Source organism: Streptomyces sp. NPDC059897 (genome assembly GCF_042730865.1).
In the GTDB taxonomy this organism is placed as follows: domain Bacteria; phylum Actinomycetota; class Actinomycetes; order Streptomycetales; family Streptomycetaceae; genus Streptomyces.
In genome coordinates, this window is the sequence record NZ_JBHWKQ010000049.1 from 41,648 (window position 1) to 55,044 (window position 13,397).

The 13,397-nt window shown below is 69.9% G+C and carries 10 protein-coding genes and 1 pseudogene; 8 read left to right on the forward strand and 3 right to left on the reverse strand.

Features of this window, described 5'->3' with window-relative positions; all coding sequences use genetic code 11:
- Window positions 1-526: 526 nt before the first annotated feature.
- Complete coding sequence (locus tag ACFV9W_RS34225; protein ID WP_385769043.1) at window positions 527-952, reverse strand: secondary thiamine-phosphate synthase enzyme YjbQ; 426 nt, start codon at window positions 950-952, stop codon at window positions 527-529.
- Between the two features lie 137 nt (window positions 953-1,089).
- Between ACFV9W_RS34225 and ACFV9W_RS34230 the strand changes: the two genes are divergently transcribed.
- From ACFV9W_RS34230 to ACFV9W_RS34250, 5 genes and pseudogenes are all read left to right on the forward strand, one after another.
- Window positions 1,090-1,158 carry a putative leader peptide gene (locus ACFV9W_RS34230; protein ID WP_372341211.1) on the forward strand — a complete coding sequence of 23 codons (69 nt, stop codon included), beginning with the start codon at window positions 1,090-1,092 and terminating at the stop codon, window positions 1,156-1,158.
- 150 nt (window positions 1,159-1,308) lie between these two features.
- Window positions 1,309-2,204: pseudogene (locus ACFV9W_RS34235) on the forward strand (ABC transporter permease).
- A complete protein-coding gene (locus tag ACFV9W_RS34240; protein ID WP_385769045.1) occupies window positions 2,177-2,935 on the forward strand; it encodes an ABC transporter ATP-binding protein in 759 nt (252 codons plus the stop codon). Before ACFV9W_RS34235 ends, ACFV9W_RS34240 begins: the two are co-directional and overlap by 28 nt.
- Window positions 2,936-3,031: 96 nt before the next feature.
- Window positions 3,032-4,090, forward strand: coding sequence for an ABC transporter substrate-binding protein (locus tag ACFV9W_RS34245; protein ID WP_385769047.1), 1,059 nt, complete (start codon window positions 3,032-3,034; stop codon window positions 4,088-4,090).
- 178 nt (window positions 4,091-4,268) lie between these two features.
- Window positions 4,269-5,321: an NAD(P)-binding domain-containing protein gene (locus ACFV9W_RS34250; RefSeq protein WP_385769064.1), complete on the forward strand. Its 1,053-nt coding sequence runs from the start codon at window positions 4,269-4,271 to the stop codon at window positions 5,319-5,321.
- Between the two features lie 95 nt (window positions 5,322-5,416).
- Here ACFV9W_RS34250 and mltG read toward each other — a convergent pair whose 3' ends face one another.
- The gene (mltG, locus tag ACFV9W_RS34255; protein WP_385769048.1) at window positions 5,417-6,250 is read right to left on the reverse strand and encodes an endolytic transglycosylase MltG; all 834 of its coding nucleotides are present in this window, start codon (window positions 6,248-6,250) and stop codon (window positions 5,417-5,419) included.
- A gap of 192 nt (window positions 6,251-6,442) precedes the next feature.
- Window positions 6,443-8,266 carry an ABC transporter ATP-binding protein gene (locus tag ACFV9W_RS34260; RefSeq protein ID WP_385769050.1) on the reverse strand — a complete coding sequence of 608 codons (1,824 nt, stop codon included), beginning with the start codon at window positions 8,264-8,266 and terminating at the stop codon, window positions 6,443-6,445.
- 94 nt (window positions 8,267-8,360) lie between these two features.
- Here ACFV9W_RS34260 and ACFV9W_RS34265 point away from each other — a divergent pair, with 94 nt between their 5' ends.
- The 3 genes from ACFV9W_RS34265 (at window position 8,361) to ACFV9W_RS34275 (ending at window position 13,360) form a co-directional block, all read left to right on the forward strand.
- Window positions 8,361-8,804 (forward strand): MarR family winged helix-turn-helix transcriptional regulator, encoded by a 444-nt coding sequence (locus tag ACFV9W_RS34265; RefSeq protein ID WP_385769052.1) that lies wholly within the window; start codon window positions 8,361-8,363, stop codon window positions 8,802-8,804.
- A gap of 13 nt (window positions 8,805-8,817) precedes the next feature.
- Window positions 8,818-11,754, forward strand: a complete 2,937-nt coding sequence (locus ACFV9W_RS34270; protein WP_385769054.1) for an FAD-binding and (Fe-S)-binding domain-containing protein — start codon at window positions 8,818-8,820, stop codon at window positions 11,752-11,754.
- Between the two features lie 151 nt (window positions 11,755-11,905).
- Entirely contained in the window at window positions 11,906-13,360 is a 1,455-nt protein-coding gene (locus ACFV9W_RS34275) for a Gfo/Idh/MocA family protein (protein WP_385769056.1), read from the forward strand.
- Window positions 13,361-13,397 lie beyond the last annotated feature (37 nt).

Here is a 13,397-nt window from a genome sequence, read left to right on the forward strand (position 1 = left end):
AGGCGAGCAACCCGGCCTCTCCAGCTCCTTCAGATGGGGACCGTCGACGAGTAGACGACGCCAGAGATGAGGGCGGTACCAAACAGCGGGCTCTCCCTCTAGCAGGCTGCGGGACTGCGACCACGTCAAGGGCAGGAGCAGGCGTGTCTCCTGCGCTGGCTTGATCAGGACAGGCGGCGGGGCACAGAGGTAGTCCCAGTGCAGCTGCTCCGTCTCGACCTGCAGTTGGTGTGCTGTCGTGAAGGGATAACGCTGGCGTCGGCTGGGAGCCATCTGGGAGCCAACCCGCTCCCCAAACCCCTGCGAGACTCACCGGGCCAATCCCAGGCCAACGCTCTGATCAGGCAAAACAGCAGATCCGCTGGCCCCGTCCCCTCCCGAACCTCATTCGGGACGAAGGGGCGTGGGTTCAAATCCCGCCTCAGACAGAGAAATGCCCGGGCAGGGCTGGTGCAGGTGAGGGCACGCGGCTCGCGTATCCGGTTGGTGCGGCCGGACTTCCCGTCTACCGTGAAGTCAGATCGGCTCACCCACCGAAGAAGCTCAGCCGAACCTTCCGGTTCGCGTTGTCCTTGTTGGTGTCCACCAAGCACACCGACTGCCACGTCCCCAGTTCCAGCCCTCCGTCCACCACCGGCAACGTCGCATGCGGCGGGACGATTGCCGGGAGGACGTGGTCGCGGCCGTGGCCCGGGGAGCCGTGGCTGTGCTGCCAGCGGTCGTCCGCGGGGAGGAGGGTGTGGAGGGCGGCGAGGAGGTCGTCGTCGCTGCCGGCGCCCGTTTCGATGATGGCGATGCCGGCCGTGGCGTGCGGGACGAAGAGGTTGAGGAGGCCGTCGCGGCCGTGGGCGGCCTCGCGGAGGAAGGACTCGCAGTCGCGGGTGAGGTCGACGATGCGCTCGGCGGAGCCGGTGGTGAGGTCCAGGACTCGGGTCGTGAAGACGTCTGACATGGGGCCATTGTCCCTCCGTCGACACGCTTCCGCCCGCGGCGGGCCGGGCCGGGTTCCGGGAACGCGGTCCACGCGCTGAGACGATGTTGACCGTGGGTCGACAAGTGGATAAGTTCTGCCGCATGTTGCGTTCAGCCATGCTCACCACGCGCGGTCACATCGACCTGCTGCGGGTGGCCTCTGCCGCGTGTCGTTTCGGCTGCTGACGCCCTTCTTCTCTCGCTTCGCCTCGCCCCTCGTCTCTGGGGTTTTCCTCACCCTCTTCTTTCGTTGCCACCTCGGTGTCGGCCGTGACGGTGCGCCGCTGACGCGCGCCCGCTGACGCCGAGGTGTGCCCTCACCTGCCATGGAGTGCCATGAGCATCAGCCATGCTCCGCCCGTTTCCCCTGCCGGAAAACAGGGCGCGCCCGCCGATTCCGGCGGCTCGCCCGGATCCCCGGCGTCGCCGCCCGAGCTCGTTCCCCTCATCCCCTCCTCCACCCGGCGCACCCGTGTGCCGCGCTGGCTGCGCCGCACCAGTGGGCCGCTACTGCTTCTCGTAGCGTGGCAAGTCCTCACATCCGTAGGGGTGTTGACGCCCGAGGTACTTGCGTCGCCGGGCACCATCGCGCGTGTCGGGGCCGATCTCGTCTCCGACGGGTCGCTGCCCGCGGCCATGGGTGTCTCGCTGCAGCGCGTCGCCGTCGGGCTGTTGTGCGGTGTCGTCGTGGGGGTGGGGCTCGCGCTGGTGTCCGGGCTGTTCCGGGTCGGCGAGGATCTCGTCGACGCGAGTGTGCAGATGCTGCGGACCGTGCCGTTCGTCGGGCTGATCCCGCTGTTCATCATCTGGTTCGGCATCGGTGAGGCGCCGAAGGTCGCCATCATCACCCTCGGGGTCTCCTTCCCGCTGTATCTGAATGTGTACGCCGGGATTCGCGGCGTCGACGCCCAACTCATCGAGGCCGGGGAGTCGTTGGGGCTCAGCCGGTGGGGGCTCGTACGGCATGTCGTGCTGCCGGGCGCGCTGCCCGGAGCCATGACCGGGCTGCGGTACTCGCTCGGTATCGGTGGCTCGCGCTCGTCTTCGCCGAGCAGATCAACGCCGACGCCGGCATCGGGTTCCTCATGGTGCAGGCCCGGGACTTCCTGCGCACCGACGTCATCGTCGTCTGCCTGATCGTCTACGCGTTCCTCGGCCTGCTCGCCGACTTCGTCGTCCGTTCTCTCGAAAGGGTGCTGCTGCAATGGCGACCGACGTTCACCGGCCGGTGACCCACTCCCCCGAAACCGCCCTCGGCACCGGTTCCGCCGTGCACGTCGAAGGCCTCAGCCGGTCCTTCGACGGGCGCGCCGTCATCGAGGACCTTCAACTCGACATTCAGCCAGGGGAGTTCGTGGCGCTCCTCGGGCGCAGCGGGTGCGGCAAGTCCACGCTGCTGCGCATCCTCGCCGGGCTCGACCGCGACATCGGCGGCACCGTACTGGTGCCACGGCGCAAGGCCGTCGCGTTCCAGGCGCCGCGGCTCATGCCGTGGAAGCGCGTGTGGCGCAACGTACTGCTCGGCCTGCCCGGAAAACCCGAACGCGCCGCTGCCGAGCGGGCGTTGGACGAGGTGGGGCTCGGGCATCGTACGGACGCCTGGCCCAAGACACTCTCCGGCGGCGAGGCCCAGCGCGCCTCGCTCGCCCGCGCCCTCGTGCGCGAACCCGACCTGCTACTGCTCGACGAACCGTTCGGCGCACTCGACGCACTGACGCGGATCAAGGCCCAGCGGCTGGTCGGCGAGCTGTGGCAACGGCGGGGCTGTGCCGTTCTGTTGGTGACACATGATGTCGAGGAGGCGGTACTGCTCGCCGACCGGGTCCTCGTCATGGACGACGGTGTCATCGCCCACGAGGCCCGTATCGATCTGGAGCGGCCGCGCGAGCTCACCGATCCGCGCTTCGCCGAGCTGCGTGCGGAGCTGCTGCACCGACTGGGTGTGGACGAGTCCTCCCACTGACACACCTCGACCCACTGACACACCTCCACCGCCCCCCTCCCTTCTTTCGTCCGCTTCCGCAAGACATCAAACGCCCTCATTCTGAACGGACTTGGCATGCGACGCCCCCTCATAGCCGGCGCCCTCCTCACCCCGATCGCCCTCCTGCTCGCCGCCTGCTCCGGCGCCTCCACCGCAAGCACGTCCACCGGCGCCGGCGGGGCCGGCGGGTCCAGTGGTGGCACCGACGGGAAGGGTTCGCTCACCCTCAACGTCGGTGACCAGAAGGGCGGTTCGGAGGCCGTGCTGCGGGCCGCCGGTGAGCTCGACGACCTGGACTACAAGATCCGCTGGTCCACCTTCACCTCGGGGCCGCCGCTCCTCGAAGCCATCAACGCCAAGGCCGTGGACATCGGCGGCGTAGGCAACACACCACCCGTCTTCGCCGCCGGTGCCGACTCGAAGATCAAGGTCGTGTCCGCCAGTCACGGGACCGCCAAGGGCGACACGATCCTCGTTCCGAAGGACTCGAAGCTGAAGAGTCCGGCAGAACTCAAGGGCAGGTCGATCGCCGTGGCCCAGGGGTCGTCCGCGCACTACCAGCTCGTCGCCTCGCTCAAGAAGGTCGGGCTCGGGCTGCGGGACGTGAAGCTCAAGTATCTGCAACCGGCTGACGCGCTGGCCGCGTTCACGGCGGGCAAGGTCGACGCGTGGGCCGTCTGGGACCCGTACACCTCGCAGGCGTTGCGCGCGAAGCTCGGCCGCGTGCTCACCGACGGCGACGGTGTCACCAACGGGCTCGCCTTCCAGGTCGCCGCCCCCGGCGCCCTCGCCGACAAGAAGAAGTCGGCCGCCATCAAGGACTATCTCGACCGGCTGCGGCGCGCCCAGAACTGGGTCTTCAAGCATCCGCAAGCGTGGGCGAAGGTGTGGTCCAAGGACACCGGACTGCCCTACGGGGCGGCGTACGACGCCGTGCGGCGTACGAACGGCACACGTGTCACGGTCGCCGTCGACAAGAACGTGATCGCCTCCGAGCAGCAGATCGCCGACGCGTTCACGGCGCTGAAGCTGATTCCGCGCAAGGTCGACTTCTCGAAGTACGTCGACACACGCTTCAACGGTGAGCTGCCGCCCTCCACCACCGCCCCGCGCACGTACGGGAAGGGGTCCTGAAAGCGTGAGGTTCGGGGCCAGGACGTGACCCGCGGCTTGTGCGGGCGGGAAGATCTCGCACCCCGATGGAGTTAGTAGAAACGTGAACGACATTGGGGTACGAGACGACACCTTCACCGCTCAGGCGCGCCCGGTCGAGCCCGACGTCGAGGGCGCGGGCGAGGTAGCGGTCGACGTCGTGGTCGTCGGCGCCGGTCAGGCCGGCCTCTCCGCCGCCTATCACCTGCGCCGTGTCGGCTTCGAGCCGGAGCGGGACTTCGTCGTCCTCGACCACGCGCCCCGGCCGGGCGGCGCCTGGCAGTTCCGGTGGCCCTCGCTCACGTACGGCAAGGTGCACGGCATGCACGCGCTGCCCGGCATGGAGCTGACGGGCGCCGACCCCGCGCGCCCGTCGTCGGAGGTCGTGTCCGATTACTTCACCTCGTACGAGGAGGCCTTCGACCTGCGCGTTCGGCGCCCGGTCGATGTGCGGGCGGTGCGCGAGGGCGAGGGTGGGCGGCTTCTCGTCGAGACCTCGGACGGGGTGTGGTCGACGCGCGCTCTGATCAACGCGACGGGCACCTGGGACCGGCCGTTCTGGCCGCGCTACCGGGGGCAGGAGACCTTCCGCGGGCGGCAACTGCACACCGCGCAGTACCAGGGGCCCGAGGAGTTCGCCGGTCAGCGGGTCGTGGTCGTGGGCGGCGGGGCCTCCGGGACGCAGCACCTGATGGAGATCGCGCCGTACGCCGCCTCGACGACCTGGGTGACGCGCCGGCCGCCCGTCTTCCGCGAGGGCCCCTTCGGCGAGGAGCAGGGGCGGGCCGCCGTGGCGATGGTCGAGGAGCGGGTACGCCAGGGGCTCGCGCCGTTGAGCGTGGTGTCGGTGACCGGGCTGCCGGTGAACGATGCGGTGCGGGAGGCCCGCGCGAACGGTGTCCTCGACCGGCACCCCATGTTCGACCGGATCACACCGACCGGCGTGGCCTGGGACGACGGGCAGGAGGTGGCGGCCGACGTGATCCTCTGGGCCACCGGCTTCCGGGCGTCCATCGAGCATCTGGCACCGCTGAAGCTCCGGGAGGCCGGCGGCGGGATCCGGATGGAGGGCACGCACGCGGCCCTCGACCCCCGCGTCCACCTGGTCGGTTACGGCCCTTCGGCGAGCACCATCGGCGCGAACCGTGCGGGGCGCGCCGCGGTCCGCGACATCGAGCGACTGCTGGGGCGCAGGACACCGGTCGCGGTGTGAGCCGGTGCGGCCCACCGGTTGCGGCGAGAGGCGGTGCGGCCCATCGGTTACGGCGAGAGGCGGTGCGGTGACGGGGCGACGAGGCGCGGGTCCCCTCAGCCGTCCTTCCTGGCCTTCGCCTGGTTCTCGTTGAACTCCGCCACGTTCTTCTCCTGCACGGACAGGTCCGCCGTGAAGCGTGTGTCCCCCGGCTTGACCGTAACGAAGTACAGCCAGTCGCCCGACGCCGGCCTGGTCGCCGCCTGCATCGCCTGTTCCCCCGGGTTACCGATCGGAGTGGGCGGCAGCCCCTTGCGCGCGTAGGTGTTGTACGGATTGTTGATCTTGGTGTCGTCGTGGGTGGTGTCCAGCGTGGAGCGGCCCAGCGCGTAGTTGATGGTGGAGTCCATCTGCAGCGGCATGTCGTGGTCGAGCCGGTTGTATATGACGCGGGCGACCCTCCTCATGTCCTCCTTGTTGTCCGCCTCGGCCTGCACGATGCTCGCGATGATCACGCGCTGGTAGGGATTCACGGCGTTGCGCTCGGCCCCCGCGGTGGTGCCGCTGCCGCCGAACCGCTTGTTGGCCGTGTCGACCATGTACGAAAGGACCGACTGCGGGGTCGACGTGTCGTCCAAGGGATACGTCGCCGGGAAGAGGTACCCCTCGGCGTTGCCACCCGCGTCGCCCGGCAGCTTGAGGTGCGCCTTGGGTGCCGCCTTCTTCGTCGTGCCGGCCGGTACGTCGAGCGCCTTGTCCACGGCCTCGTACACCTGGCCGGAACGCCAGCCCTCCGGAATGGCCAGAACGCGGCTCGGCTCGTCCTCACCCGCCAGTGCCAGCGGTACGGCGACGGCGGTTGCCGCCACGACGGCCCCGGTCACCGTCATGGCCATGCGTCCTCGGCGCGTGAGTCGCGTCGTGCTCCGTCGGGGAGTCTCGGTCTGCATGGCGGAACGGTAACCCGGGCGTCAGAACATCCCTGACATATCTCCGACCTCCTCGACTCCCTCACGGTCTCTCTCCCCGCCGTTCGCTCCGATGCCGTGTCGGACCGGACATCGGGCCAGGCATCGGGGCGGGCAGCGGGGGTCGGTCAGCGGTCCCGACACACCCCTTGTCCGGACCGGCCACGACCCTTGTCACGCCGCCGCTTCCACGCGCGCGTCCTGCCGGACCAGCGCCGCGTATCGGCCCTGCCGGTCGAGCAGTTCCTCGTGCGTACCCCGCTCGGCTATGCGACCGGAGTCCAGAACCACGATCTGCTCGGCGCCGCGGACCGTGGAGAGGCGGTGCGCGATCGTGAGCGTCGTGCGGTTGGCCGAGAGCGCGTCGATGGCTTCCTGCACGGCGTGCTCGGTGCGGGTGTCGAGCGCACTGGTCGCCTCGTCGAGAATGAGCACCGGCGGGTCCCGCAGAATGGTGCGGGCGATGGCCAGGCGCTGCTTCTCGCCACCGGAGAAGCGGTGACCGCGCTCGCCGACCACGGTGTCGTAGCCGTCCGGCAGGGAGGCTATGTGCTCGTGGATCTGGGCCGCGCGGGCCGCCGCGAACAGCTCCTCGTCGGTGGCGTCGGGCTTCGCGAACCGCAGGTTCTCGGCGACGGACGCGTGGAAGAGATAGGTCTCCTGTGAGACCACGCCGATCGCGCGCGCGAGGGTGTCGAAGTCCAGGTCGCGTACGTCCACCCCGTCGAGGGTGACGCGGCCGCCCGTCACGTCGTAGAGCCGCGGCACGAGATAGCTGAGCGTGGACTTGCCGGAGCCGGTGGGGCCGACGACGGCGAGGCTGCCGCCCGCGGGGACGGTGAGGTCGATGCCGTCGAGGATCGCGTCCTGGCGCTCGCCGGCGGCATCGTCCGTGTCATAGCGGAACTCGACGTTCTCGAAGCGGACCTCGCCCTTGACGGTGTCGAGGCGCACCGGGTCCTCGCGCTCGGTGATGTCGACCGGCAGGTCGAGGTACTCGAAGATGCGCTGGAACAGGGCGAGCGAGGTCTGGATCTGGACGCCGGTCTGCAGCAGGCTCACGGTCGGCCGGAACAGGCCCTGCTGGAGCGAGACGAACGCGACGAGCGTGCCGATCGAGACGGTGGGGCCACCGAAGTGCAGGGCGATGCCGGCAGCCCAGTAGATGACCGCGGGCATGGCGGCCATGACGATGCTGATGACGGCCATCCGCCAGCGCCCCGCCATGTTCGACCTGACCTCCAGACCGACCAGCTCGTCCGACTCGTCGGCGAAGGACTTGGTCAGGGAGTCGGCGCGGCCCATGGTGCGGCCGAGCAGGATGCCGCTGACGGAGAGCGACTCGGTGACCGTGGCCGCCATCGCGGCCATCTGCTTCTGGCGCTGCGTGGCGATCTTCTTGCGCTCGCGGCCGACCCGGCGGCTGATCCACACGAAGACCGGCAGCAGAAGCAGCGAGACGATCGTCAGACGCCAGTCGAGGGCGATCATCGCGACGACCGTGGCGACGACGCTCGTCAGGTTCGAGACGAGGGACGTCGCGGTGGAGGTCACGGTCGCCTGCATACCGCCGATGTCGTTGGCGATGCGGGACTGGACCTCGCCCGTGCGGGTCTTGGTGAAGAAGGCGAGGGACATGCTCTGCAGCCGGCCGTAGACCGCCGTGCGCAGGTCGTGCATGACGCGCTGGCCGACGGTCGTCGAGATCAGCGTTTGCAGAACGCCGAAGACGCTCGTGACGACGGCGCTGACGATCATTCCGAGGGCGAGCAGGCTGAGCAGCCCGGTGCGGCCCTGCGGGATGGCGACGTCGAGGATCTCCTTGAGCAGGAACGGCGTCGCGACCGTGACAAGGGACGCGGCCGCGACCAGCAGGCCGACGAGGGCGAGCCGGGCGCGATAGGGGCGGAACAGGGACAGGATGCGGCGGATCTGCCGCGGCTGGCCCGATGCCTGGGCATCGGGAGGCGGCGTCCACTTGATTTCGTCGCGGGGCATGGGCCTCCTAGGCACCTCTGGGATTCGACTTCGAGGAGCATAATGCATTGTTACCTCTATTCACAATGCACAAGGTCCTGCTAATGTTCCCGGCATGAAGACACCGGACGCCGACGGTTTCCTCGCCGAGCAGCTGCTGCGGCTGACCCGCCGCCTGCAGCGGATACAGCGGCGCCAGCTGGAGCCGGTCGGGATCACCCCCGCGCAGTCCCGGCTGCTGCGCACGCTCGTGCACTACGAGACGCCGCCGCGCATGGCCGATCTGGCCGAGCGCCTGGAGGTGGTCCCGCGCGCCGTGACGACGACGGTGGACGGTCTGGAGGCAGCCGATCTGGTGCGCCGCGCGCCGGATCCCACGAACCGGCGGGTCATCCGGATCGAGCTCACCGACAAGGGCCGGGCCGCCCTGCGGGAGCTGCGCAGCGCGCGCCGCGCGGCGGCAGAGGAGATCCTGGCCCCATTGGACAAGGAGCAGCGAGCGCAGCTGACGGTATTGCTGAACACGCTGTTCGGGTCCCCGCACGACCGCGACTGCTGAGCGAGGAGAGGCCATGCCGCTGCTGGAGCCGAAGCCGGAAGCCCTGCGTCCCGGGCCCCGTCCGTCGGGGCCGGCGCCCGACCGGGTCGCGGACCGGCAGGCCGGTGGCACTCCCGAGCCACTGCGCTCGGAGCTGACGGAGCTGCTCGGCGCGGACAAGGTGCTCACCAAGATCTCGGACCTGGTGCGCTACGCGTCGGACGCCAGCCCGTACCGCTTCGTGCCGCAGGTCGTGGTGGTCGCCGAGGACATCGACGACGTGTCGGCGGTGCTCTCCTACGCGCACGGCAAGGGCCGCGAGGTCGTCTTCCGCGCGGCGGGCACGTCGCTGAACGGGCAGGCGCAGGGCGAGGACATCCTCGTCGACGTCCGTAAGTTCTGGGCGGGCATCGAGGTGCTGGGCGACGGCTCGCGCGCCCGGATCGGCCCGGGCACCACGATCGTGCGGGCGAACGCCACGCTCGCGCGGCACGGGCGCGTGCTCGGCCCCGACCCCGCGAGCGCGATCGCCTGCACGGTCGGCGGGGTGGTGGCGAACAACGCGTCGGGGATGACGGCGGGCACGACCCGGAACTCGTACAGGACGGTCTCCTCGCTGACCTTCGTGCTGCCGTCCGGCACGGTCGTGGACACGGGTGACCCTCGCGCGGACGACGATCTCGCGCATGCCGAACCGGCGCTGTGCGAGGGCCTGTTGGCGACCAAGCGGGAGATCGAGCAGGACGCGGAGCTCACCGGCAGGATCCGCGCCAAGTACGAGATCAAGAACACGAACGGGTACCGGCTCGACGCCTTCCTCGACGGCGGGACGCCGGTGCAGATCCTGCGCGGCCTGATGGTGGGTTCGGAGGGCACCTTCGGGTTCATCTCCGAAGTCGTCTTCGACACCCTGCCGTTGGACCGGAAGGTGTCGACGGCGCTGCTGTTCTTCCCGTCCCTGCCCGCGGCCGCGGCGGCGGTGCCGGTCTTCAACGAGGCGGGGGCGATCGCCGTCGAGCTGATGGACGGCAATACGCTGCGCGCCTCGGTCAGCGTGCAGGGCGTGCCCCAGGACTGGGCGGAGTTGCCCAAGGAGACGACGGCCCTCCTCGTGGAGTTCCGCGCCCCGGACGAGACCGCACAGGCCGCGTACGAGAACGCGGCGGCGAAGGCCCTCGAAGGGCTCGAACTCGTGGCGCCCGTCGCCTCGGTGACCAACGCGTTCACGCGGGACGCGAAAGCCATCGCGGGCTACTGGAAGGCGCGCAAGGCGTTCGTGACGGCGGTCGGCGGCTCACGCCCCTCGGGTACGACGCTGATCACGGAGGACTTCGCGGTGCCTCCCGCGCGGCTCGCCGAGGCCTGCGAGGAACTGCTCGAACTCCAGACGCGGCACGGCTTCGACGCCGCCGTCGCCGGCCATGCGGCGCACGGCAATCTGCACTTCCTGCTGGCGTTCGACGCGGGCAGGCCCGAGGACGTGGGCCGGTACGCGGCGTTCATGGACGAGTTCTGCCGCCTCACGGTCGACCAGTTCGACGGCTCCCTGAAGGCGGAGCACGCGACGGGCCGCAACATCGCCCCCTTCCTGGAGCTCGAATGGGGCGCCAGGGCCACGGAGTTGATGTGGCGCACGAAGCAGGTCATCGACCCGGACGGGGTGCTCGCGCCGCGCATCGTGCTCGACCGCGACCCGAAGGCCCATCTGCGGGGCCTCAAGACGATCCCGAAGGTGGAACTGATCGCCGACCCGTGCATCGAGTGCGGCTTCTGCGAACCCACGTGCCCCAGCGAGGACCTGACGACCACACCCCGCCAGCGGATCGTGCTGCGCCGCGAGATGATGCGCCAGGCGTCGGGTTCACCGGTCGAGGAAGAGCTGATCGACGCCTACGGGTACGACGCCGTGGACACCTGCGCCGGCGACTCCACGTGCAAGCTGGCCTGCCCGGTCGGCATCGACACGGGCGCGTTCATGAAGACCTTCCGGCACGCCCGGCACTCGCCGCGCGAGGAGCGCACCGCCGCGCTCGCCGCGAAGAACTTCAAGGCGGTGGAGGCCTCGGCCAGGCTCGCCGTGGCGGCGGCCGACAAGATCGGTGACCGCCTCCTGACGGCCCTGACGGGCGCCGCGCGCAAGGCGATCCGGCCAGACCTGGTGCCCGAATGGCTGCCCGAGGTACCTGCCGCGGCGGCCCGGAAGCTACCGCGTACCGCGCGCGTGGGCGCCTCGGCCGTCTACTACCCGGCGTGCGTGAACCGCATCTTCGGCACCCCCGGCGACGTATCGCTGCCTCAGGCCGTTGTCGCGGTCTCCGCGCGCGCGGGCAAGCCGGTGTGGATCCCGGACAATGTGGCCGGGACGTGCTGCGCCACCATCTGGCACTCCAAGGGCTACGACGAGGGCAACACGGTGATGGCGAACCGGATCGTCGAGTCGGCCTGGGCCTGGACCGGCGGCGGCCGGCTGCCCCTCGTGGTGGACGCCTCCTCGTGCACGCTCGGCATCGCGCACGAGGTGGTGCCGTATCTCACCGACGACAACCGGGAGTTGCACGCGGAGCTGACCATCGTCGACTCCCTCGTCTGGGCCGCGGAGGAGCTGCTGCCGCGGCTCACCGTCGAGCGCACGATCGGCTCGGCCGTGCTGCACCCGACGTGCTCGATGGAACACCTGGGCGACGTGGCTCAGTTGAGAGCCGTCGCCGAGGCCTGCGCCGACGAGGTGGTGCTGCCGGACGACGCGGGCTGCTGCGGCTTCGCGGGCGACCGGGGCATGCTCCACAAGGAGCTGACCGAGTCCGCCACAGCGAAGGAGGCCGCGGAGGTGACATCGCGCGCGTACGACGCCCATCTGTCGGCGAACCGGATGTGCGAGGTCGGCATGGACCATGCGACAGGCCGCTCGTACTACTCGGTGCTGGTCGAGCTGGAGCGGGCGACGCGCCGCAGCGACGCGGCCCGCGCGTGAGGGCGCGTCACTTGGTCCTCACATGAGTCCAAAGACCCGATGCCAGAAGTCCAACTACCCGTCCGATTAGACCTCTTGCGCCCCTGCTCTCACTCCCAGCAGGGTGGCTTGCGCTTGCTCCCGGCACCGCATCCACCCTGTTGGAGGTCCGATGCACGACAACGAGCGCAGCCCTCTCGACTCTCCCGAACCCGATGGCCGGTCCCGCCGCGACGTGCTGCGCACCGCGGGTGCCGCAGGCGCCGGACTCGGGCTCGTCGGGCTGGGTTCGACCTCACCCGCGCAGGCCGCGGAGGCTTCCGGCGCCGGTGCGTCCGGGGCGGCCGAGGCCACCACCGCGGCGGCGCCGGCCCGGCAGGGCGACACGATGATCGGCGTACCGTTCCAGCGGCGGTCCACGGTCCGGGTCGGCATCGTCGGCCTCGGCAACCGCGGCGGCAGCATGATCGACCTCTTCCTGGCGATCCCGGGCGTCCAGGTCGTCGCCCTGTGCGACCCGGTCAAGGAGAAGACCGCCAAGGCGGCGGCGAAGGTGACGGCGGCGGGCCAGCCCGCGCCCGCCAGCTATGTGAAGGGCGATCACGACTTCGAGAACCTGTGCAAGCGCGGTGACATCGACTTCGTGTACGTGGCGACGCCGTGGGACTGGCACTTCGAGATGGCGAAGACGGCGATGCTGAACGGCAAGCACGTCGGCGTCGAGTGCCCCATCGCGCTCCAGCTGGACCAGCTGTGGGAGCTGGTGGACCTGTCCGAGCGCACCCGAAGACACTGCATGCAGCTGGAGAACTGCTGCTACGGGCGCAATGAGATGCGCGTCCTGCGGATGGCCCACGCGGGCAAGTTCGGTGACCTGCTGCACGGCGCCGGTGCCTACAACCACGACTTGCGCGGCCTGATGTTCGATCCGGACTACTACGAGGGCCCGTGGCGCCGCCTGTGGCACACGCGGCTGCGCGGCGACCTGTACCCGAACCACGGCTTCGGCCCGGTCGCGAACTACATGAACGTCAACCGCGGCGACCGCGTCACCCACATCTCCAGCTTCGGCACTCCCGCCCTCGGCCTCGCCGAGTACCGCGAGGAGCACATGCCCAAGAGCGACCCGAGCTGGAAGGAGACGTACATCGAGTCGGACCGCACGATCAGCCTGGTCCAGACGGCGAAGGGCCGGGTTATCCGTCTGGAGCACGATGTCAGCACCCCGCACCCGTACTCGCGGATCAACCAACTCGGCGGCACCAAGGGCGTGTTCGAGGACTACCCGGCGCGGATCTACATCGAGCCCGACCACACGAACGACGCCTGGGGCGACTTCGCGAAGTACGCCGACTGGGACCACTGGCTGTGGAAGGAGCACGCGAACCCGCCCGGCGGGCACGGCGGCATGGACTACATCATGGTGTTCCGCCTGATGCAGACGATGCGCCTCGGGCTCGTCCCGGACTTCGACGTGTACGACGCCGCCACCTGGACCTCGCCGGTGCCGCTGAGCCACCTCTCGATCAAGGCGAAGGGCGCGCCGCAGCAGATCCCCGACTTCACGCGCGGCGGATGGCGCAAGGAACGCGGCGGTGTCGACTCGGAGAAGCCGAGCGAGGCCTGAGCGCGGGCACGCGGGCGGCGGTGCCCCGTGCGGGGGC